Source organism: Kaistella jeonii (genome assembly GCF_000812865.1).
Lineage (GTDB): Bacteria > Bacteroidota > Bacteroidia > Flavobacteriales > Weeksellaceae > Kaistella > Kaistella jeonii.
On sequence record NZ_JSYL01000005.1, the window covers coordinates 1 to 20,968 of the forward strand.

Sequence of the window (20,968 nt, forward strand, 5' to 3'; positions counted from 1 at the left end):
TAATTTTACTCATGTCTGTTGTTTTATTGGCCATAATCCGTATTTTTTATACGAATTTATGACGCTAACAACATGAAAAAATCAATCGTTTTTACCCGAAAAAATCAACCAAAATCCAAGTGGTCAATTTGCTCCGAATCTTGGTGGTCACTTTGCTCCGAATCAGGTGGTCAATTTACTCCGAATCAGGTGGTCAATTTGACCGTTTTTTCCAAACTTACATCTAAAGGAAAATGAATATGAATTCTTTAATTCAGAAAATGAATTAATTGTTTTTAATCCTGCAATAAAATTTAAAGAAGGGAATGACTGTCTTTTAATTGATAAGGATTATCTGCAATCAAAATTAAAAGAGAATGATTTAGAAATAATCTGGTTAGTTTTAGGAGCTAAAGAAGTTATTGGTGAAATGTCTATAATTAATGAGGGTAATATCAACAGTGTATTTCATTTTAACGATGAAGGTGAAATCGGAGGAGATTTCAGGTTAATGCCATATAAACCGACATAGAAACTGCATTGATTTCACTAATTAAATATTTTTCGCTTAATCAATGATTTCTTTAAATATCACAAGATCTCACAAAAAACAAACAGCCAAAACTTAACAAGTTTTGGCTGTATTTTTGGCTGTAATTATCATAAGTAACTGATAATCAATTGAAATTGTAGAGAGGATGGGATTCGAACCCACGGTACAGTTGCCCGTACACTAGCTTTCCAGGCTAGCTCCTTCAACCACTCGGACACCTCTCTGAATTGAAGACTGCAAAAATAGGGTAATTAATTGAATTCTAAAAATGGAAAGATGATAAATTAAAATTTTAATTTTCAGAAACCTCCCCACACAAATTCTTCACGAAATTTTCTGCGAAACTGCCTTCATAATTAGAGTTGTCTAAAAGATGCATCGCTTTTGTGATCGCGCTTTCTGCCGTAATATCATTTCCACTGATCGCCCCGATTTTTGTAAAAATATTGGAGTTTGAATATTTGCCAAAACTAATTCCACCCGAAACACACTGCGAGATTACCACGATCTCAGTTCCCTGATCTCTCAGTTTTTGTAGAGTTTCCAAAGTTTTTTGGGTGTTGAAAATGGTACCAGAACCAAAAACCTGCAGCACCAAAACTTTCACTTTGGGGATTTCAGAAAAATGATTTAAATGCATTCCCGGAAAAATGCGCCAAAAGAGAACATCCTGCGAAATATGATTGTCAACGCAAAAAGAGTCCGAAGTTTTGTTGCGCCACAAATAATCTTTCTTCACATTTAAATGAACTCCAGACTGACCTAAAACCGGATAATTCGGTGTTTGATAAGCATCAAAAAATTCCGCAGAATATTTCAAAGTACGGTTTCCACGCAATAATTTATATTCAAAATACACCGCAACTTCCTGAATCACCGCTTCATCGTTTTCGTACAAACTGGCATAATACAAACTCGTTAACAGATTTTCTTTCGCGTCCGTTCGCAAATCACCGATGGGCAATTGTGAACCAGTTAAAATCACCGGCTTTGTCAAATTTTTCAGCATAAAACTCAATGCTGACGCGGTATAAGACATCGTATCCGTTCCGTGCAGGATCAAGAAACCGTCGTAATTGTCGTAATTTTTACCGATGTAATTCGCGATAATTTTCCACTCTTCCGGACCCATATCCGAAGAATCCAGCGGTTTTTTAAAAGGATGAACCGACACTTCGCACTCGATCATTTTCATTTCCGGAATTTTTTTAAAAATATTCCCAAAATCGAAGGCCCGCAAACTCCCCGTTTCGTAATCTTTTTCCATGCCGATCGTTCCGCCGGTATAAATCAGGAGCACTTTTCTTTTCATAAATCCAAAAATACGTTATTTGGCAGAATGTAAGATTATTTTGGGCGTCTTTTTCCGCCTTCCACTCCCAATCTTTTTGTTCCGCTTTGCTCCACAAAAAGGATTTCCGTTCAAGTCGGGGCGTAGATCTCGCTTCTAAATAAATTTTTGAAAAAAACCAAAACTCAAAACTAAGTATCAAGAATTATTTACAAAGCGCCAAGCGAGAAAAAAATATTTCATTTTGAATTGCAACCCTCGAAACCCGCCTCTCGAAACTCGAACCTCCAAAAAAAATCCTATTTTTGACCTCATGAAAGACCAACAAATCTTCGAGTATCTTCAGCAATTCCTCACCGAAGAACGACTCCAGAAAATAAATCATTTCGCCCCCGAAAGTTCAGATTTTGTTCTGCCCGTCATCGAAGATGTCTTTCAGTTTCGAAACGCCGCCGCAATTGTGCGCTCCGTAGAAGCGTGCGGATTTCATAAGATTATCGCCATGGAAAGTGCGCACGAATTCAATCCGAACCTTCGCGTCACAAAAGGAGCAGAAACTTGGGTTGAGGTTGAAAGACTTCCACACAGTCTTGATTCAATTACCGAAATTAAAAACCGCGGTTACAAAATCATTGCTGTTTCTCCCGAAAAAAATGCAACACTTTTACCCGACTTTCAAATAACAGAACCTGTAGCTTTGGTTTTCGGAACAGAAGCAGCCGGAGTTACCGAAGAGATCTTAGATTTCGCTGATGAAACTTTAGCCATTCCGATGTATGGATTTACTGGAAGTTTTAATGTTTCTGTCGCAGCCGCGATATGTGTTTACGAACTCAAACAAAAGCTCTTAAGATCAGCTATCGATTACAAATTATCCGAAGAAAAGTTGTGGGAAATGAAAGTTCGCTGGGCAGTAAACTCTCTACAAAGTGGCGAACAGATTTTAGCGAAGTATCTAAATGATAATCGGTAATGAATAATGAGAAATAAGCAATATTTGGAAGTAAGATAAAAAGTTTTTATCAGTACTTATGCTTTTACATTCTAGGAAAAAATAAGTACTTTAACATCCAGGGCTTCGTAGAAGCCAACTCTTTGTAGAAAATATTTTATGATGAAATAAAAAGGCTCCGTACGACCGGCCACTACATCAGATTTTCATAATAATTCCAGGCCGCAACAAAAATTCCCGCCGTTTCCGTTCGTAATCTCTGACTTCCAAGAGAAACCGCTTTCACGCCTTTATCTGCCAAAATCTGAATTTCTCTATCAGAAAAATCTCCTTCCGGACCAATCAAAAAAGTTATTTTCCCCGAATTATTCGTAGCGTTGTCATGCTGAGCTTGTCTAATTATCTTCAAATCAATCCTTTCCAGCTTTTCATTGCAGTGCGCAATAAAAGTATTTTCGGGATTGATATTTTTAATAAAATCAGAAAATTTTGTAAGTTCATTAACGATCGGAAAATGAAAACGCAGACTTTGTTTTGAAGCAGAAACGCATTGCTTTCTCAACTTTTCAATATTCAGATTTTTGCGTTCTGTTTTTTCTGTTTGTAATAGAGTAATTTCAGAAATACCCATTTCTGTGGCTTTTTCTGCAAAGAATTCAATGCGGTCAATATTTTTTGTCGGAGCAATTGCAATATGAAGTTGCACGCGAAAATTCGGAAGGTCATTTTGAATTTCTTTCACCTCAAGAGAAACTTTCTTGCCTTCAAAAACCAGATCTCCTTTTGCCAGATTTCCTTTTCCGTCGGTGATAAAAATTTCTTCGCCAGATCGCATACGCAATACTTTTACAATATGCGTTTGTTCTTCGCTGTCGATAATTACTTGATCACCGCTGATTTCTCCGTAAAATAATTTCATTTAAAACTTCTTCTATTTTTAATTGAATGCGATTCTGTACTAAGGTTTTAGATAATTGTTCTCACTCAGAAATGCTACACCTGTTTTGATGGTCGTGTAGATATCGGTATCACATTCTCGGTAACTACAGGGATAAACTTCTTCGATCCACTTATCATTAATGAAGATCAGATTTAAATATTCAGTTTTTCTTAAATTATTTTTAAGAGATAAATAGTCGCCTTCTTTTGGGGTGAAAGGAAAACTAAAAACGTTTTCAGTGTTTATTTTTTCCAGAAACTCCTCTTTAATATCCTGAAGATAGCTGGTTTCAGAACTTTCATTCAGGAATTCCGCTTCTTCCGCTGATGCGACCGTTTTTCCAGTAATGGTTTCCAGGATCCAGTAATATCTCGAGCTCTTTTTGGAGTGACTTACCAGGACTTTTTCTTCTAATAATATTTTCATCTGAGGTTTGTAATTGATTAGTCTGTTATTTGAACATCTTTCTTAAAACTCTCCTCAATATCATATCGTGAAGTAGCCGAAACAGATAATTCTGCAAATTCGCCCCGGTCAAATTTTAATTTTGCAACCATGGCGATCATCGCTGCGTTGTCGGTCGTATATTCAAATTTTGGAATGTAAATTTTCCAGCCGAACTTTTCTGCATTGATCTGCATCGCTTCTCTCAAACCGGAGTTTGCTGAAACGCCGCCTGCAATGGCGACTTCATTAATATTTAATTCTTTTGCCGCTTTTTCCAGTTTATTCATCAAAATTTCAACGAGTGTCTTTTGAACCGAAGCACACAGATCATTTAAGTTTTCTTTAATGAAATCTGGATTTTTCTTTACTTCTTTTTGAATGAAATAGAGCACAGAAGTTTTTATACCGCTGAATGAATAGTTGTAATTATCGATGCGTGGTTTATTGAATTGGAAAGCATCTTTATTCCCAAGTTTTGACAACCGGTCGATAATTGGACCCGCCGGATAATCTAAACCGAAGATTTTTCCGATTTTATCAAATGCTTCTCCCGCTGCATCGTCGATCGTTTTTCCGATGATTTCCATATTAAAATAGTCTTTTACCACAACGATCATCGTATGTCCGCCGGAAACCGTTAAACATAAAAAAGGAAAATTGGGAGGAGTCGGATTTGCATCGTCAATGAAGTGTGCTAAAATATGTGCCTGAAGGTGATTTACTTCGATCAAAGGAACATTTAAACTCATTGCAAGCGATTTTGCGAACGAAGTTCCGACCAGTAAGGAACCCAAAAGTCCCGGACCACGTGTAAAGCCGATGGCAGAAATATCTTTTTGTTGTATATTTGCTTTGCTCACGGATTTTTGCACGACTGGAATAATGTTTTGCTGATGTGCGCGAGAAGCCAGTTCGGGAACAACACCGCCATATTCGTTGTGTATTTCCTGATTGGCTGCAATGTTTGAAAGGATTTTATTTCCTTGAATGATTGCTGCTGAAGTATCGTCGCAGGACGATTCTATCCCTAAAATTATTGAGTCGCTCATAACAATGGCAAATTTAGAGAATAATAACGATAACGAAAATAAAAAATCTGTCCCAGAAAATATTGGCGATAAGATTCAGCATACTGCGGAAAATGTGAGCGAAAAAGTGCAGGAAACTGTAAAAGAAGCTTCACAACTCGCCTCAGATACCATTCATCATCCTTTAGAAACCGCAAAAGAATTTGGTGAACAGGCAGCGAAAGATGTTACCAATTACAAGTGGTGGGCAAAATTGTTACTTGTTATTTTCTGGCTGGTTCTTTTTCTCGTCGGGTCTTTTTTTCTCCTTGTAAGTTTACCGTCTACCAAAAACTGGGCTGCTCATAAGGTGATTGAAAAACTCAATAAAGATCTAAAGTCCCAAATGTCTTTCGAAAGTGTGGAGGTGAGTTATTTTGGAGATATTCATATTCATAATGTTGCCGTAAAAGATTACAAGAATTTTCAGTTTTTAAAAGCAAAGGAGTTATACGCAGATTCAAATTGGTTTTCGATCATCAGCAACTCGCGGAATTTGCAGTTTCAGTCCTTATCTTTAAAGAATCTTGACTTAAAAGTGATCACTTATAAAGGAGACAGTATTTCTAATTTTATTCGTTTCGTCGATCTTTTCAATACGCCTTCTCCAACGGTTAAAAAAGAACCTTTTCAGTTAAAATCCCGCGTTTATATCACCGATTCCAAAGTAAGCATCATCAATCAAAATACCGAAGGTGAAGCTGGAAAATGGATGACCGCAACACATGTCAATTTAATTGTACCCGAATTAAAAGTCGTCGGTTCTGATGTAACAGCGAAAATAAATAACCTGCGCTTTATCACGGAAAGATGGGGCAAAAAACACATTGTTGATACTTTTTCTGCAGATCTTGCACTCACTCATCAATATTTGTCTTTACAGGATTTAACTTTGAATACCGATCATTCTTTACTGCAGGGAAATATCAAATTTAATTTAAATAATGGTTCCTGGGCTAATTTTGCAGACCGTGTTCGTTGGGATATGATGATGAAGCCGGGAAGTCAGATCAGCGGGTACGACATCAGTTATTTTGCGACGAACTGGGACAATTACAAACCGATCAATATTTCGGGCACGATGACAGGTCCTTTGAACCGTTTTTATCTGGATAATTTTCTCGTCAAAAATTCAAAAGTAAATATTCGCACAGAAACGATGAAGGTTTCTAATATTTTAAAAGGCAACTTCCAGATTGAAACCAATTCTCTTTCCACGGATCTTACTTATGTAGATTTAAAGGATATGATGCCGACTTTCATTTCCTCGAAGATGAAAAATTTCGCTGATGAATTTGGAAGATTAAAATATAAGGGTGCAGTCAGAGTAACTCCGAAAGAAGTTTTCGTTCCTAAAGCAAACTTAATTACAGGGATCGGACAGGCGAAAATCACGAATTTTTATCTGGATGATTACAGCACTGCATTACCTAAATATCGAGGTTATGCAGAGGTTAATGATTTGAACACTTCAGTCATCACGAAAAATAAGCAGGTTGGTTTAATCTCCGGAAAATTCAATTTACAGGGCGAAAGTTTCGATGTGAACACGATGAGGTTGAAAACACGATCTCAAATTTCAAAAATTGAAATTCTTAACAAAGAAATTAATAATATTTATATCGATGGTTTCCTCGATCATAAAACGTACAAAGGAATTGTAAATATAAATGATGACCAAGCCAAAGCAAACGTGAATGGATTTATCGATTTCCGTACGAAAAAGCTAGCTGCAGATATTGTTGCGGACGTTCAATATTTAAATCTCAATTATTTTACTGGTGGAAAGGGAAATCAGATCGTAAGCGGTTTGGTTAACGGAAAAATTGCGATGACGAATCTGAATGATCTAAACTTAGATGCGGATATACAAAATGTGACCTTTACGAATGCTTCCCAGAAATTTCTGATCCCAAATGCTAAAGTAAAAGCATTTTTCGAAAACGGAAACCGAATTGTTTCTGTTGATGCTCCCGGAGCGGTAAATGGACAGATTTCAGGACGTTTTAATCTGGAGGATTTATCGGGAATGATCCAAAACGGAATTGGGAAAATTCTTGTTGGTCCACCGCCGAGAAAATTATACCGTGGACAGAATTTCACCATGAACTTCGATGTGAAGCAAGGATTGATAAGCTATTTTGAACCTAACCTACAAATTCCAAAAGGTGCTTCAGTTAATGGTTCCTTTGACGGAAATTCGAATAATTTGATCTTGAATATAGATGCGCAGACTTTGAAATATGTTATGACCAAAAAAGAGGAGATCACAGATGCTGATCAAGCTTTAGCAAAAGCAAATCCTGCTTATAAAATTACAGAACGCAGCAAAATTACGCGAGACAGCGCAATGATCGACAGTTTGATGGTCAGAATTAATACTGCAGATGTTGATAAGCAAATTTTCGCAAAGGTCAACAGAATAGAGTACAACAAAAATATTTTAAAGGATATTACTTTAAGCGGAAGGAACGAAAATAATCAAATCCTGCATATTGCAACTACTTTTAAATTGGGGTCTCCAGAAGATGAAATTAAACAAACGCTGAAAGAATATGCAATAAACCTAAATCAATCCACGAATTCTGCGGGTGATTATGTTTTCCGTTTTGAGCCAACAACAGTTACCTTTAAAAATGTCGCGTGGAGTGTCGATACAAATCCCGAGTTGAACCATTCGATTACGTACCGGAAAAATACAGGTGATTTTTTAATACAGAATTTGCGAATTTACTCCGATGATAGCGAGTTGTTTCTGAAAGAATCCATTTTTAAATCGGCAAAAGATTTTTCTGCAAAAGGCGAACTTAAAAATCTTCAGATTGCAAAAGTATTGGCTTTAACAGGAAGCGATAATGGAATGGATATTAAAGGAGTTGCGAACGGAACTTTTGATATAAAAAAGGATCAAAATAATCTGGAACCACTCATCGATTTACATATTACCAATATTTTAATGAACGGAAAAGACATGGGGAATGTGATGATTTCTGCGAAGAAAAGCGCTGTTCCCAATGTTTTCGATGTAGAAGCGAAAGTAATTTCGGCCGGAATCATCGGTAACAATGATCTTGTATTGAAAGGAACCATTAATAACAATACGGCGTCACCAACATTAAATCTGGTTGCAGATATGAACGATTTCGATTTGCAGTTCGCGCAGGAATTTGTGAAAGGAGTTTTCGGTAATCTTCGTGGGAAAGCTTCAGGAGAGTTAAAAATTTCAGGAAAATTAAATGATATTGATTATAGTGGTGATATTGCGATGAAAGGTTTAGGCTTAAAATTAAATTTCACAGGCGTTGATTATTCTTTTGATGACACCGTGGTTTCACTGTCGAAAGGTTTGGCTATTCTCAATGATATTGGTGTAAAAGACGGCAGATCAAATTCAAAAGGTTCCATTTCCGGAGCGATTCAGTTTGAAACTTTGTCTTCTATGGGTGTCAATTTAGTAATGAGAGCTGATAATTTGATGCTGCTTAATACCACTCAAAAAGATCTCGATTTATTCTGGGGAAGAGTTTATGGAACCGGAACGCTCTATGTTGATGGACCTGTTTCTGCCCTGAATATTTCTACGCCAGAAATGAAAGCTTTGAACAACAGTGTATTTACTTTCAATTCAAATTCAACCTCAAATGTGGAAGAATTTAAAATGCTGAGGTTCTTAAAACGAGATGAAGCAGGAGTTGTGAGTGTGGAAGAAAAGAAACGTTCGAGCGCTAATCTAAATGTAGATCTCACACTTTCTATAGATAAAGGAACTACCGTAAATGTTTTGGTCGGCGACGATATTGGTGATATTACTGTGCGTGGAAATTCAGAAAAGTTGAGGTTTTTAATGAGCAGATCTGGAGCGGTTTCGATGAATGGAGATTATTTCGTGGATAACGGAACTTTTGTATCGAAAGCGATTCTGAACAGAACTTTCCAAATTTCTAAAGGAAGCAGTATTCGTTGGGATGGAGATCCGATTTCTCCTGATCTGAATATTGATGCCACTTACTTGAGAACCGTTACGAACGCTGGTCAATATTTAAACATGGGAAGTTTGCAACCGATCAATGTCTTGCTTACTACAAAAATTACGCAAACACTTAATAATCCGAAAATTGAACTGGGCGTTTCTGCACAAGATGTCTCTTCTAATTTAAAGGAAACACTTGCCGAAAAAATGAGCAACGAAGACGAAAAAATTATTCAGTTTGGCTCTGTACTCGTGATGAACAGTTTCAATGTTGGTAACTCAGCCTTTGACATTAATCTTGGTAATTTTGCTGAAAGTTCCGGTTACAATATGCTTTTCAAACAATTGGGTTCCGTTTTAAATAACATAAGTAATGAGTTTCAGGTCGATCTTAATTATCTGAACGGAGACACTGGTTCCAATACGGGTAATCGCGCAAATGCAAGTGTGAGTTTTCTGCTTTCTCCGAGAGTTAAAGTAAAGACAGGATTAGGAATACCAATTTCTAAATCAGACAATACAAACGCTGAATACCTGTCAGGAGAAGGAATTGTCGAATACGACTGGTCCAAAAAAAATAATGGAACCCGTTTATTAAGAGCGTATTCCAAACCAACCAATATTGGGTTAAACGGAACTGCGGCAGGTAATGCGAGTTCTAATCAAAGTTACGGAGTTGGTGTAGTTTATAGTAAAAGTTTCAATACCATCTTTAAAAGAAAGCAAAAAGATAAAAAAAATGTAGTTGAAAAACCGATAATTAAAAGAGATTCTGTTAAAAATGATACAATAAAATAAGGATTTTATTAGAAAAGCATTTGTTTAAGTTAAAAATTGTTAATATTAACCTAAAATTTTTCATTTTAATATTTTTTTGTAAATTTGCAAAAATATAGACGTAGTATTATCAATTTTATAAAATTCAAAATGAACTATCAATTAGACGAAATAGATAAAAAAATCCTTGATTTTTTAGTAGAAAACACCAGAATGCCTTTCACAGAAATTGCAAAACAAATGGACGTATCGGCAGGAACAATTCACGTGAGAGTGAAAAAAATGGAAGATGCAGGAATCATTTTAGGATCTTCTTTAACCATTGATTACGGGAAATTAGATTACCATTTCACTGCTTTCATCGGTATTCTTTTAACCAAATCAAACCGCACGCAAGAGGTTTTGAAAGAACTGACAACGATTCCAAATGTAATCGAAGCAAGTGTAATTTCTGGGAAATACAATATCTTCTGTAAGATCAGAGCGAAAAATACCGAAGATGCAAAAAGAATCATTTATCAGATCGATGACATTCAGGATGTCATGAGAACTGAAAGTATGATCTCTATGGAAGAATATATTTCTGACAAAAACAGATTGATCGACGCAGTTTCGATTTAAAATACTGATTTATATCAACTTTATAAAAAACTTTTGAATTCCTTTCAAAAGTTTTTTTAATTTTACCAATATGGACGAAAATTTTAAGAACGAAGATCCCAAGAAAGATATGGGTTTTATTTTGTCATTAGGTGCTTTACTATTATTTTCCTTAATGGGAATCGGTATTGATACTGATGAGTTTTTACAACGGGTCGAACTGAATATTCCGGGGAATTATTTTATTTTTATTTTCGGTGTAGATTTACTCATGATTATAGGAGTTGTACTCATCTTTTTTTACCGAAAAATTGGAGTTTATCTCTTTCCAGCAGCAGTTTTCATGCACTACATGCTTCATAATTATTATCTGAACACCTTTTTATATACCGATGTAACAAATCTCTTTTTGTTTATCTCAATTGGTTTGGTCGCGTTTATTCCGAAATGGAAATTTTTTAAATAATAAAGAATGTTTTCAAAAGCCTGCGAATATGCCATCAAAGCCACCATTTATATTGCTCAGCAAAGCCATCAGGAGAAGCGAACGAATGTAAAAGAAGTGGCTAAATCTATAAATGCGCCTGAAGCTTTTACAGCAAAAATATTGCAGCAACTTTGTCGCGAAAATATCCTTGAATCTATTCGCGGAAAACAAGGTGGTTTTACTTTTGACGTTACGAAACAGAGAATTACGAAGATTTATGACGTCGTTTGTATTATTGATGGTGAAAGTATTTTTACCAATTGTGGATTAGGCCTACACAAGTGTTCCAGTGATAATCCTTGTCCAGTTCACGATGATTTCAAAATAGTAAGAGAAAATTTGATCGCAATGACTCAAAAATATTCTTTTTACGACTTAGCCGTTAAAACCGAAAATGGTTTGGCTTGGCTCAAATAATAAGTCGTTCCTCCAATTAAATTCAATTGATTTATATTTTTTTTAGGTCTGAAAAATTTAGGTTAAAATTTTTATAACTTTAATTCGGATAAATTTGTCCGAATTAAATATATTGTTTACCTTTGTACTATAATTATAAATCACATAAGATATGTTAACGAAAGAAAGAACAATAGGAGAAATGGTTGCAGAGGATTTCAAAGCAGCTGAAGTATTTAGAAAATACAAAATTGATTTTTGCTGTAAAGGAAACAGAACTATCGAAGAAGCTTGTGAAAATAAAAAATTCAATGTTGAAGACGTTTATAAAGATTTAGAAAATATTTCGAAAGAAAAATCTAATGATATCGATTTTAATTCCTGGCCACTAGATCTTTTGGCTGATTATGTCGAAAAAACGCACCATAGATATGTAGAAGAAAATACTGCGGTATTGCTTCAATATTTGAGTAAATTATGCAAAGTTCATGGCGATAGACATCCGGAACTTTTTGAAATCTATGATTTATTTAAAGAAAGTGCGACTGATTTAGGAGCACACATGAAAAAAGAAGAACTCATTCTTTTCCCTTTCATCAAAAAAATGGTAGCTGCAAAAGCAAAAGGTGAAACTTTTGAAAAACCCCATTTTGGAAGTGTAGAAAGTCCTGTAGCAATGATGAAACATGAGCATACTATAGAAGGAGATCGATTTGTAAAAATCGCTGAATTAACCAATAACTACCAATTCCCAGACGATGCTTGTGGAACTTATCAGGTAACTTATAAAATGTTAGAAGATTTTGAAAACGATCTTCACAAACACATTCACTTAGAAAACAATATTCTTTTCCCGAAAGCGATAGAATTAGAAAAAACTTTTTAGACTATATTTTGTGTTTTTTTTCTGAAACCCACTTCAAATTTTTTGAGGTGGATTTCTATTTTATGCCGAAGTTTTAGAATCTAAATAGAAATTGTGCGTGTAAACATTATAGGGCAATATCAATTTTGAAACTGCATAGGAAATAAAACAGCAAATAAGAATTGGAACAAAAAGAATATAACCATCCGGAAGAAGATTACAGATCAGAACAACCGACGTAAAAGGTGCATATAGAGAAGCCGACAAAGTAGCTGCAGCACCGATCAATGCAAAATTTACTGGCGTTAAATTCATTCCGAAATAATTATTTCCAACAAAAGCCACCATTAAACCCAGAAAAGCTCCGGCAACAATACTTGGCGCAAAAACTCCGCCATCTCCACCTGCTCCTAAAGTTAAAGCAGAAGCTAGAGGTTTCAGAAGCGCCACTGCGAGAAGAAATAAAACTGGGATTGTTGATGCTGACTCCAAAGGTTTATTTAAAATTTCGTGTAAACCATGATAACTGTCGCCATACAAACTTGGAAAAAAGAAAATTAAAGTTCCAACTGCGATGGCTCCTAAATTTACTCTGATAAAATTATTAGAAATATTGCCGAAAAGTTTTTTCATCCGGGTCACCAAAAGTGTAAAATAAACCGAGAGAATTCCACCCAAAATACTTAATACGATAAAAAAAGGTATCGCTGCATAAGTCCATTCTTTTACTGGATGAGTCAAAATAGTTTCAGAATCGAAAAGTGCAATAAAAGCCCAACTTACCAAAGCTGAAGCAGTACAGGAAATAACTAATGATTTCCGCATTTTTCGTGCAATTACTTCCAAAGCAAATAAAAATCCTGCAAGTGGACTCGTAAATAAAATGGCAACTCCGGCAACAACTCCGGCGCAAATCAATTCGCGTTTGTACATGCGCGCAGAAAATTCTTTTTCGTAGACATAATTTCCGATCGTGGCGGTTGCAACAACCGTAGAAACTTCGACACCAGTTGATCCGCCAAAAATAACGGTCAGAAAACCATTAATAAAATGCGAAGGGATTTTAAAGAATGGTAAATGATCTTTTCGCTGATCCAGTGTTTTATAAATTTCAGTAATTCCTTTATTTTTTCTGTTTCGAAAAAGATATTTTCTCAAAAAATAAATCGATGTGATCCCAATTGTAGGTAAAATAATAAAAAGTGGAGCATATTTCCCTACAATGGAATTAAAAATATGGTGTTGAAAATATTCGGTGAGGTGTTTTAATGTAAATGCCAACAAAGCACTTCCCAACCCGACGATTATAGATGCAACGACGAGTCGGAAATAATGTTGGGTAACAATTTTTTTTCTTTCCAAGGGATTCCTTTAAGATGAATATAGAGGAGAATAATTTCTAGTAATCAAAATTTTCTCGAAGATGAAAACTTTTGCGACCAAAATTTTCGCACTGCAAATTTAATAAAACTTAAATAATTTGAAATGGAGCAATTTTGTTTTGGAAAAAGCAATCAAAAATCAGTCCTATTTTAAAATCATCAGTAAACTTCCAATGCTTATAATCACCCAAAGAACGACTGCCAGAAATAATGGTTTCCAACTAATTGTTTTTAAAGTTTGAATTGAAATCGTAGAACCGATAAAAAATAACGTTAAATTCAATCCAGATTTTGCTGCTGTCGTTGCAATTTTGCTGAAGTCATCAAAAATAGGGAAGTACGTGTGAAGTAAGATTGCAATTACGAAATATCCGATAAACCAGGGGATTTTTACTTTGGCTCCTTTTGTTTTGAAAAATACCATCGTTAAAAGCGACATTGGGATAATCCACAAAGCCCTGGAAAGTTTTACGGTCGTCGCCACTTTCAAAGCAACATCACCATATTTATTTGCTGCACCAACAACAGAACTCGTATCGTGAATTCCAATTGCGCACCATAATCCGAACTGTTCCTGCGTCATATTGAGTAAATGTCCGATGGGCGGATAAATAAATAAAGCAACAGAATTAAGGGTGAAAATAATCGCCAAAGCCAAAGACATTTGTTTCGTTGTCGGTTTAATGATTGGCGTTACGGCAGCAATTGCACTTCCACCACAAATCGCGGTTCCTACGGAAATTAAGTAAGATAGAGGTCTTTCAATTTTAAGGAATTTTCCGAGAAAATAACCAAGAGTCATCACGGTTGTAATACTCATGATCGTTAAAGTAATTCCTTCTCTTCCTGCTTTTAGGGCTTCGTTTAACTGTAATCCAAATCCCAATCCTACAATCGATATTTGAAGTAATAGATGAATATATTTATGAACTTTTTGCTCGTATGGATTTCCGATAATTATTGTAAAGCCAATTCCTAACGCTAATGCGATGGGCGAAGAAGCAAAAGGAGAAATACAAAATAGAACTAATAAGAAAAATAATATTTTTCGTAAGAGGTCTTTATCTAAAGTAGTCTGCATTATTTTAATCGATTTTGATAGGACAAATTTCGTTCATTTATCATTCAAAATTTCATCATATATTGTTGTTGACTATAACGGTTAGTTATAACTAATGAATTTCATGAAAAGATGAATCAGTTCGGACTGTTCTCCTTTTAAAGTGATAAAATTAAAATCTCTTTCAATGCCAAAGTTTTTAATATCAATCACGCTGAGTTGATTGTTTTTTAATTCCTGCAAAATCGTGTTGATCGACAAAAAAGCCATCGCGTCGGAATACAGTAAATAATTTTTAATGCTTTCGCTACTTCCTAACTGCATGATGATTTTCAGCAGTTTTAAATCGACGCCATTTTTCTTCAACTGATTTTGAATAAATTCCTGTGTTCCTGAACCTTGCTCTCTTACGATCAAATCGATGTTTTCCAAATCTTTTAGCTTAAAATTTTTATTCACCAAAGGATGAGTCGCTTTGCAAACTAATACAATTTCATCCGGCTTAAAAATCTCATAATCAAAATAAGAAGACTTCGATTCTCCTTCCACAATTCCCAGATCGATCTTTCCGGTTTTGAGTAAAGTAGAAATGTCTTCTGAATTATGAGTCACCAGTTCGATGTTAATGTCGTTGTAATAAGAATTAAATTTTGCCAGGATTTCAGGTAGAATATATTGTGCAATCGTCGTACTTGCACCGATTTTTAGTTTTCCTTTTTCCTGTTTGTTAAGTTGTGAAATCGCAAATTCAAAATCCCGAAAGAGTTGTCGACTTTTCTCAGCATAAATAAAAAGAATCTTTCCACTTTCTGTCAATTGAATTGTCGTTCCTTTTCGGTCAAATAATTTGGTATTCAACTGATTTTCGATTTCCTTGATATGTTTGGTCACCGCAGGTTGCGAAATATTGAGTTCGTTTGCAGCTTTGGTAAAACTCAAACGGTTGGCAACGGTGTAAAAAACTTTCAGGCGGTAATCGAACATTGTACAAATGTAGAATAATGAAATTTATTCTTTGGTTAAGGCAGAACCTTTGTGTGCAGCAATGTGATCGGTTTTACTGCTTTTGATCTCGTATTGTGGATCGTCTTCTTTCGCGTGGTGCGTGTAACCTTTATAATCAAAATCTTTGGTGTGAACTTTAATGATCGTTCCCGAAACTCTTCCTGCTTCGGAATCCCAACTTACTTTATCGCCGACTTTAAATTTTTTTTCCATGACTGAATTTCTTTTAAAATTTTATTTCTGAGAATCTTGACAAGGCTATTGCAAGACTTTATTCGGAGTAGAAAACCTTATCATCCACAACTCTCGCCGGAGCGGTGTATGGATGTTCCGTAGCTTTTTCCAAAGCCATAATATGCAAAACTTCCCAACCTTTTGCTTTCAGATAATCCGAAACCATGGAACGGTGACACCGCCACCAAACTGCTTCCGAACACATCATTGCAGTTGGTTGCTCTAAAGCTAATTTTTCAAGTTCTTTAACGCCATTTTCGAAAGCTTCCGTTTCCATATAATCGGCGTAACCTTGAAAAGATTTATTTCGCCAGGTTGTGTTTTTGGAATCTTTTTTTGCGGGTCTTCTTCCGCCGAGATCTTCAATATACACATATTCGATTCCGTTTTCTTCTAAAGATTTTTTCAAAACATCTTGGTCGAACTGTGGATATTTTCTGGAACCGGGAAGTCTGCGGATGTCTGCTAAGACTTTAATATTAAATGAATGTAGCAACTCCACAAATTCTATAATCGTTCTGGTGGAATGACCAATAGTGTAAATGGTGTGTTTTTCTGGTGCTTCCATTTTAAAAATTAAATATAGATCTTCATTTATCTTATCAAAATTATAGATTTTAAATGAAAAGATTAACTTTTTAATTTAAGAGTCTCAGTTTTTAGAAACCTTGTAAAGTTTACTGAATCAGTAGAAGGTTTTGAAATTTAATTCTGAAATTAGTTTGCCTGATGCAAAGCTTTTATAATCTGCAAAATTAGTTGGGTAATGCCTTCAACAGCAATTTGTAAACCCACACAAAAAATTAAAAAAGCCATAATGCTGTTAATTATTTTCTCTCTTTGTGATCCCAGATATTGAATAAGCCGGTTTGCATTGAGATAACAAATAAAAACTAAGACACACAATGCTGATACAGCAATCATTATCGCGCTGTTATTAATCAAATATTGGGAAATATTTTTACTCGCACCATGTGCACTTAATGTAAAGAGAACAGCGATCGTTCCAGCTCCGGTAGTAATTGGAAAAGTGATCGGAAAAAACAGTTTGTTTTCCAGCTCGTGACTAAGATATTGAGCATCAGTTGGTATCACTTCTGTAGGATCTTGTTTTTGTGGGGAGAGAAATTCCCAGCCGGTTTTACAAATCAGTATTCCACCCGCTAACTGAATAATTGGAATCGTGATCCCAAATAATTGCAAAATCCAGTGACCAATGATCAACGTAAACAGACAGATGGAAAAGGCATATAATGAAATTCGTTTGATCGCATTCAATCTTTCTTGCCGGTTTAAACCAGAAAAGTAGGGACTTACAATAAAGGCACTCCCGAGCGGATTAATAACAGGGAATAATGCAATAAATCCGATGAATATTAAATGGATAAAGGCAGGGAAATTAAATATCATTTTGGAAGTTTGGAATTGTTTGTTTTCCCTCTCAAAATTAAAGTTTTTTAATGGAAGTATTGTCTCTTAAATTAAAAGATTACCAATTCGGAAATTTAATATTTAGTTTTTTAGGAGTGGTTAAGGGAATTTAAAATATCTCGAAAACCTTGTCAAGGGTTTAAATCTTGATAAAGTTAAATGAAGTATCAGTCAAAATACCATTGAAAACTTAGAACAGGAAGCAACTATTTTTAAGTTTTCAAGGCAAACACCATCCCAAGAATTGAAAGAATATAAAATCCCAAAACAATCCAGGAATCGATCCCCATTCCTTTCTTGCGGCTCGGCATTTTAAGAATCATGCCTATTAAATAGATGGCCGTGATAATTATTGCAATGACGGTTAAATAGACATCTACGTTTTTTGCTTTGGGCAGGATCGGTTGATTGGTGATGAGTGTGGCTGCTAAAAACAACACCGGCAGAAATGCATTACCACCAAATATATCACTGATTATTGGCTGATAAGTTTTGTCTTTCACAAAAGCCAGTCCACTGGAAATCTCCGGAAGTGAGGTAACGAATGCCAAAACGGTTGCGCCAAAGATCAAACCGTTGATTTTAAAATGTCCCGCAATGGTATTACTCGTGTCTTCCAGTAAAACTCCGAAAATCAAGATGATCATCGAAATACCAATTAACCAGATAATTGCAGATTTGGGCGACATTTTAGTCTGATCGCTTTTAGAAGCATCGCTCACGGACGGTTCTTTTTTCGCCTGTACTTTTTTAAGGATAATAATACTGGTGATCCAGGAAAAAGCGATCAGCAATTCCGGCGGAGTTGTTCGGAATAGCAAACTTGAAGGGGTGAGTTCTTTTCCCAGAATGACCATCACCAAAATAATGATCAAAAATAAACCCTGAATCAGGCTGGCTTTATTACTCACCAATGTACTTAAAGGTTTTTTTTCTTTTCGGGAAGCAAAATCAAAAAGGACCAGAAGCATAGACTGAATCACGATGCCGCCCAGAATATTTCCCACTGCGATATCAATATTACCTTTTATAGCGCCACTGATGGTGATTGCAATTTCGGGGAGATTGGTGACGACTGATAAAATGATAGTACCGCCAAAGGAACTTCCCAGCTTAAATTGATCATCAATAAAATTGACGACTTTAGACAATTTGTTGCTGAAAAGCCAAAGCAAAACAACGGAAGCGATAAAGATCCAGATGCTGTAATTAAAAGGAATGCCAAGATTCATGAAAGCGGTTTTAAAAGAGAGAATTGCAAGTGCAATTTATAAAATTTTGGTGTTGCAACTAAATTTTTTACATATTTAGTGACGGGAAGTTTTCCGTAATATTTAGATAACCAGCTTAAATCTAATTCATGCTTAAAAAAGACCATCTCTTAAAATAATTCTTTACCGAATATAGATCTGCGTCAATAGGACTAAAAAAACAAAGCCTCACAATAATGGGAGGCTTTGTTTGAAAGTTTAAACAACCTGATCTTAAGGTAACAATACCGTATCGATCACGTGGATTACGCCGTTTGATGCTTCAATATCAGCGGCTGTAACAGTTGCACCACCGATTTTTACTTTGCCATCTTGGATGCTTACCTTTAGCTTTCCTCCTTGTACGGTTGTTAATTCTTGTCCGTCTGATAAATCAGCAGCGTGCGCTTTTCCGGCAACCACATGATAAGTCAAAACTTTTGCAAGCTCTTCCTTATTTTCTGGTTTTAGTAAAGTGTCCACACTTGATTGAATGTCTGCAAATGCAGCATCTGTAGGTGCGAAAACGGTGAAAGGTCCGTCGCCTTGTAAAGTTTCTACTAAACCTGCCGCTGTTACTGCTGCTGCGAGTGTTTTACAATCTGATGATGCGATTGCTACGATGTCTTTTTTAGTTTCGTTGTCCATTTTGAATATTATTTTTTTGAGAATTAGTTTTCTCATTTGGTAAAATTACATACTAATTATTCTAAAATGGTATTTTTTTAATACATCTTTAATATAGAAAATCTCAATCTGTTATTGTTGAAATTGCTGCACTAAAATAGCGAGCTTTAATGTTTTTTATTTTAAAAATTCTCAAAAAATCTATTTCAATTTCTTTTTATCTTTTGCAGGAGGTAAAAAATTTTCTTCGGTTATTACACTTTTTCCTGTTTTTGACTCTAATTCTTTTCTGGCATTTTTTGCAACCGTTCCACCTTTTTTGCCCGCTTTTGCATTTTCTATCACGCCTTTTGCCATTTCTGCTTCGGCGATCTGTCTTGTGGAAAGTTCGGCTAATGCTGTGAAAATTAATTCCGCTTCACTCATGTGATCCCGCAGATTTTGCGTTTTCAATCCTTTCAGATTTTTGTGATTTTTTACGGTCAATCCTGTCCACTCCTGATGAATGATGTTCGTTAAAAAAGCAAAGTTTTCGCCGATTTATAATTTTTTAATGGAGCTCAAGAATTCCGCTTCGCTCCATTTCAGTAGATTTTGAAACTTTATTTTCTTTCCAATAATCAGTGAGTTTGTTTCGGGTATGCTGACCGGTCATTCTCTTCTGAATCCATTTTTCGCTTCTGCCCAATTTTTGCCAATTCTCCCGAGCGCGATCTAAACCCATTTCCGGATTTTGAATTTCCTGCATTCTTTCGTAGCCCACTTTTGCTAGCCATTGTTTGAATGGTTCTGCTTTTGGGGAAGGAATGGATTGGATGAGGCGAAGTAAATTTGGTGGATCTAAGCAATCTGTAGTATATTTTATTTCATCAGAAGATTCTAATTTCAGTTGTACGATATTTTCGTACAACTGACTTCCTTCTTTGGTCAATTTTTTCTTTAAATCTGTCCAATAACGTTTAGGAATGCTGCTTTCTGTCAATATTTCAATCACATCAATTACAGAGAAATACCACGTTTCATTTTCTTCATTCCAGTGAGAACGAATTTTTTTTTCTTCAAATAATTTAAGAGTATTCATGGTAATTTGTGTTTTTTTGAAGTAATAAAGATAAGGGTTTTTCCATGGCGCTGAAGTGTGATCCATAACTTTTGACTGAAACACAAAACAAGAATTTTTAAATATTACAATTTAGATTTTCTAATTATGATGCGTACAACCGTACTCGCACCATCAAGAATTAAAATAATTGAAGAGTAATTTAAAACTTATTTGACCGCAATTGATTTCACTAAAATTTCAAAGTTTTCTTCTTTTTTATTACCGATTAGTAACTGCATTTCAACCACATTTTCTCCATTGTAATTCGGGACATCTACCTCTTCGCCTCTGTAAGTGGCCTGCATCGATTTAAATGGAATGGTGATGGTTTCCCAATCTCCATTATTGTTTGTTGAAAAGGTTGAAGCATAAGAATGTCTGCCTTTCGGAGTTCTTATCCTAAAATTATAATCTTTGCCGTCTCCCTATAATACCCTTGAAAATCTAGACCACTATTTAAAGTTAATAATTTCAACTTAAATAGTGGTCTAGATTTTCAAGGGTATTATAATGTACCGTATAAAAAAACACGCCCTCAGACGTGTTTATAAAA

Annotated in this window: 20 protein-coding genes, 1 tRNA gene and 1 pseudogene; 6 read left to right on the forward strand and 16 right to left on the reverse strand. The window is 35.4% G+C overall.

Features of this window, described 5'->3' with window-relative positions; genetic code table 11:
- Positions 1–669 precede the first annotated feature (669 nt).
- Together OA86_RS08790 and OA86_RS08795 are read right to left on the reverse strand one after the other, a co-directional pair.
- Positions 670–756, reverse strand: a tRNA-Ser gene (locus OA86_RS08790).
- A gap of 68 nt (positions 757–824) precedes the next feature.
- Positions 825–1,844: an asparaginase gene (locus OA86_RS08795; protein ID WP_039351846.1), complete on the reverse strand. Its 1,020-nt coding sequence runs from the start codon at positions 1,842–1,844 to the stop codon at positions 825–827.
- Positions 1,845–2,136: 292 nt separating this feature from the next.
- On the opposite strand from OA86_RS08795, the gene OA86_RS08800 reads away from it, so the two are divergent.
- A complete protein-coding gene (locus tag OA86_RS08800) occupies positions 2,137–2,796 on the forward strand; it encodes a TrmH family RNA methyltransferase (protein ID WP_039351847.1) in 660 nt (219 codons plus the stop codon).
- A 172-nt stretch (positions 2,797–2,968) separates the two neighbouring features.
- Here OA86_RS08800 and OA86_RS08805 read toward each other — a convergent pair whose 3' ends face one another.
- Genes OA86_RS08805 through tsaD form a run of 3 tightly spaced genes read right to left on the reverse strand, consistent with a single transcriptional unit; the run spans position 2,969 to position 5,211 of the window.
- Positions 2,969–3,694, reverse strand: a complete 726-nt coding sequence (locus tag OA86_RS08805; RefSeq protein WP_039351848.1) for an RsmE family RNA methyltransferase — start codon at positions 3,692–3,694, stop codon at positions 2,969–2,971.
- Positions 3,695–3,733: 39 nt separating this feature from the next.
- The gene (locus tag OA86_RS08810; protein WP_039351849.1) at positions 3,734–4,141 is read right to left on the reverse strand and encodes a hypothetical protein; all 408 of its coding nucleotides are present in this window, start codon (positions 4,139–4,141) and stop codon (positions 3,734–3,736) included.
- A gap of 17 nt (positions 4,142–4,158) precedes the next feature.
- On the reverse strand, positions 4,159–5,211 hold the full coding sequence (gene tsaD, locus OA86_RS08815) for a tRNA (adenosine(37)-N6)-threonylcarbamoyltransferase complex transferase subunit TsaD (protein ID WP_039351850.1): 1,053 nt from the start codon (positions 5,209–5,211) through the stop codon (positions 4,159–4,161).
- A gap of 4 nt (positions 5,212–5,215) precedes the next feature.
- Here tsaD and OA86_RS08820 point away from each other — a divergent pair, with 4 nt between their 5' ends.
- The 5 genes from OA86_RS08820 (at position 5,216) to ric (ending at position 12,345) form a co-directional block, all read left to right on the forward strand.
- On the forward strand, positions 5,216–9,997 hold the full coding sequence (locus tag OA86_RS08820; RefSeq protein ID WP_039351852.1) for a translocation/assembly module TamB domain-containing protein: 4,782 nt from the start codon (positions 5,216–5,218) through the stop codon (positions 9,995–9,997).
- A gap of 129 nt (positions 9,998–10,126) precedes the next feature.
- Complete coding sequence (locus OA86_RS08825; RefSeq protein WP_039351854.1) at positions 10,127–10,597, forward strand: Lrp/AsnC family transcriptional regulator; 471 nt, start codon at positions 10,127–10,129, stop codon at positions 10,595–10,597.
- Between the two features lie 70 nt (positions 10,598–10,667).
- On the forward strand, positions 10,668–11,042 hold the full coding sequence (locus OA86_RS08830; protein ID WP_039351856.1) for a hypothetical protein: 375 nt from the start codon (positions 10,668–10,670) through the stop codon (positions 11,040–11,042).
- A gap of 6 nt (positions 11,043–11,048) precedes the next feature.
- Positions 11,049–11,480, forward strand: a complete 432-nt coding sequence (locus OA86_RS08835) for an RrF2 family transcriptional regulator (RefSeq protein WP_039351858.1) — start codon at positions 11,049–11,051, stop codon at positions 11,478–11,480.
- A gap of 151 nt (positions 11,481–11,631) precedes the next feature.
- Entirely contained in the window at positions 11,632–12,345 is a 714-nt protein-coding gene (ric, locus tag OA86_RS08840) for an iron-sulfur cluster repair di-iron protein (RefSeq protein ID WP_039351860.1), read from the forward strand.
- A gap of 60 nt (positions 12,346–12,405) precedes the next feature.
- On the opposite strand, the gene OA86_RS08845 is transcribed toward ric, so the two are convergent.
- The 11 genes and pseudogenes from OA86_RS08845 to OA86_RS15530 form a co-directional block, all read right to left on the reverse strand.
- Positions 12,406–13,686 (reverse strand): chloride channel protein, encoded by a 1,281-nt coding sequence (locus OA86_RS08845; protein WP_039351862.1) that lies wholly within the window; start codon positions 13,684–13,686, stop codon positions 12,406–12,408.
- 165 nt (positions 13,687–13,851) lie between these two features.
- A complete protein-coding gene (locus OA86_RS08850) occupies positions 13,852–14,787 on the reverse strand; it encodes a YeiH family protein (protein ID WP_039351864.1) in 936 nt (311 codons plus the stop codon).
- Positions 14,788–14,868: 81 nt separating this feature from the next.
- On the reverse strand, positions 14,869–15,750 hold the full coding sequence (locus OA86_RS08855; RefSeq protein ID WP_039351866.1) for a LysR substrate-binding domain-containing protein: 882 nt from the start codon (positions 15,748–15,750) through the stop codon (positions 14,869–14,871).
- Positions 15,751–15,774: 24 nt separating this feature from the next.
- A complete protein-coding gene (locus OA86_RS08860; RefSeq protein ID WP_039351868.1) occupies positions 15,775–15,984 on the reverse strand; it encodes a hypervirulence associated TUDOR domain-containing protein in 210 nt (69 codons plus the stop codon).
- A 58-nt stretch (positions 15,985–16,042) separates the two neighbouring features.
- A complete protein-coding gene (locus OA86_RS08865; RefSeq protein WP_039351870.1) occupies positions 16,043–16,573 on the reverse strand; it encodes a DUF488 domain-containing protein in 531 nt (176 codons plus the stop codon).
- 149 nt (positions 16,574–16,722) lie between these two features.
- Positions 16,723–17,415 (reverse strand): MarC family protein, encoded by a 693-nt coding sequence (locus tag OA86_RS08870; protein ID WP_052257462.1) that lies wholly within the window; start codon positions 17,413–17,415, stop codon positions 16,723–16,725.
- Between the two features lie 233 nt (positions 17,416–17,648).
- Positions 17,649–18,668 carry a sodium:calcium antiporter gene (locus OA86_RS08875; protein ID WP_039351872.1) on the reverse strand — a complete coding sequence of 340 codons (1,020 nt, stop codon included), beginning with the start codon at positions 18,666–18,668 and terminating at the stop codon, positions 17,649–17,651.
- Between the two features lie 252 nt (positions 18,669–18,920).
- On the reverse strand, positions 18,921–19,334 hold the full coding sequence (locus OA86_RS08880) for a fasciclin domain-containing protein (RefSeq protein WP_039352230.1): 414 nt from the start codon (positions 19,332–19,334) through the stop codon (positions 18,921–18,923).
- Positions 19,335–19,514: 180 nt separating this feature from the next.
- Positions 19,515–19,766, reverse strand: coding sequence for a hypothetical protein (locus tag OA86_RS15995; protein WP_246008051.1), 252 nt, complete (start codon positions 19,764–19,766; stop codon positions 19,515–19,517).
- Positions 19,767–19,863: 97 nt separating this feature from the next.
- Positions 19,864–20,460, reverse strand: coding sequence for a BRO-N domain-containing protein (locus OA86_RS16000; protein WP_246008052.1), 597 nt, complete (start codon positions 20,458–20,460; stop codon positions 19,864–19,866).
- 122 nt (positions 20,461–20,582) lie between these two features.
- Positions 20,583–20,828, reverse strand: a pseudogene (locus OA86_RS15530) (CIA30 family protein); the annotation flags it as partial.
- Positions 20,829–20,968: the final 140 nt, after the last annotated feature.

Bases quoted from the DNA above. Each gene is read 5' to 3' on its own strand.
- OA86_RS08795 (WP_039351846.1), bottom strand. From the start codon at position 1,844: ATGAAAAGAAAAGTGCTCCTGATTTATACCGGCGGAACGATCGGCATG.
- OA86_RS08800 (WP_039351847.1), top strand. From the start codon at position 2,137: ATGAAAGACCAACAAATCTTCGAGTATCTTCAGCAATTCCTCACCGAA.
- OA86_RS08805 (WP_039351848.1), bottom strand. From the start codon at position 3,694: ATGAAATTATTTTACGGAGAAATCAGCGGTGATCAAGTAATTATCGAC.
- OA86_RS08810 (WP_039351849.1), bottom strand. From the start codon at position 4,141: ATGAAAATATTATTAGAAGAAAAAGTCCTGGTAAGTCACTCCAAAAAG.
- tsaD (WP_039351850.1), bottom strand. From the start codon at position 5,211: ATGAGCGACTCAATAATTTTAGGGATAGAATCGTCCTGCGACGATACT.
- OA86_RS08820 (WP_039351852.1), top strand. From the start codon at position 5,216: ATGGCAAATTTAGAGAATAATAACGATAACGAAAATAAAAAATCTGTC.
- OA86_RS08825 (WP_039351854.1), top strand. From the start codon at position 10,127: ATGAACTATCAATTAGACGAAATAGATAAAAAAATCCTTGATTTTTTA.
- OA86_RS08830 (WP_039351856.1), top strand. From the start codon at position 10,668: ATGGACGAAAATTTTAAGAACGAAGATCCCAAGAAAGATATGGGTTTT.
- OA86_RS08835 (WP_039351858.1), top strand. From the start codon at position 11,049: ATGTTTTCAAAAGCCTGCGAATATGCCATCAAAGCCACCATTTATATT.
- ric (WP_039351860.1), top strand. From the start codon at position 11,632: ATGTTAACGAAAGAAAGAACAATAGGAGAAATGGTTGCAGAGGATTTC.
- OA86_RS08850 (WP_039351864.1), bottom strand. From the start codon at position 14,787: ATGCAGACTACTTTAGATAAAGACCTCTTACGAAAAATATTATTTTTC.
- OA86_RS08855 (WP_039351866.1), bottom strand. From the start codon at position 15,750: ATGTTCGATTACCGCCTGAAAGTTTTTTACACCGTTGCCAACCGTTTG.
- OA86_RS08860 (WP_039351868.1), bottom strand. From the start codon at position 15,984: ATGGAAAAAAAATTTAAAGTCGGCGATAAAGTAAGTTGGGATTCCGAA.
- OA86_RS08865 (WP_039351870.1), bottom strand. From the start codon at position 16,573: ATGGAAGCACCAGAAAAACACACCATTTACACTATTGGTCATTCCACC.
- OA86_RS08870 (WP_052257462.1), bottom strand. From the start codon at position 17,415: ATGATATTTAATTTCCCTGCCTTTATCCATTTAATATTCATCGGATTT.
- OA86_RS08875 (WP_039351872.1), bottom strand. From the start codon at position 18,668: ATGAATCTTGGCATTCCTTTTAATTACAGCATCTGGATCTTTATCGCT.
- OA86_RS08880 (WP_039352230.1), bottom strand. From the start codon at position 19,334: ATGGACAACGAAACTAAAAAAGACATCGTAGCAATCGCATCATCAGAT.
- OA86_RS16000 (WP_246008052.1), bottom strand. From the start codon at position 20,460: ATGGATCACACTTCAGCGCCATGGAAAAACCCTTATCTTTATTACTTC.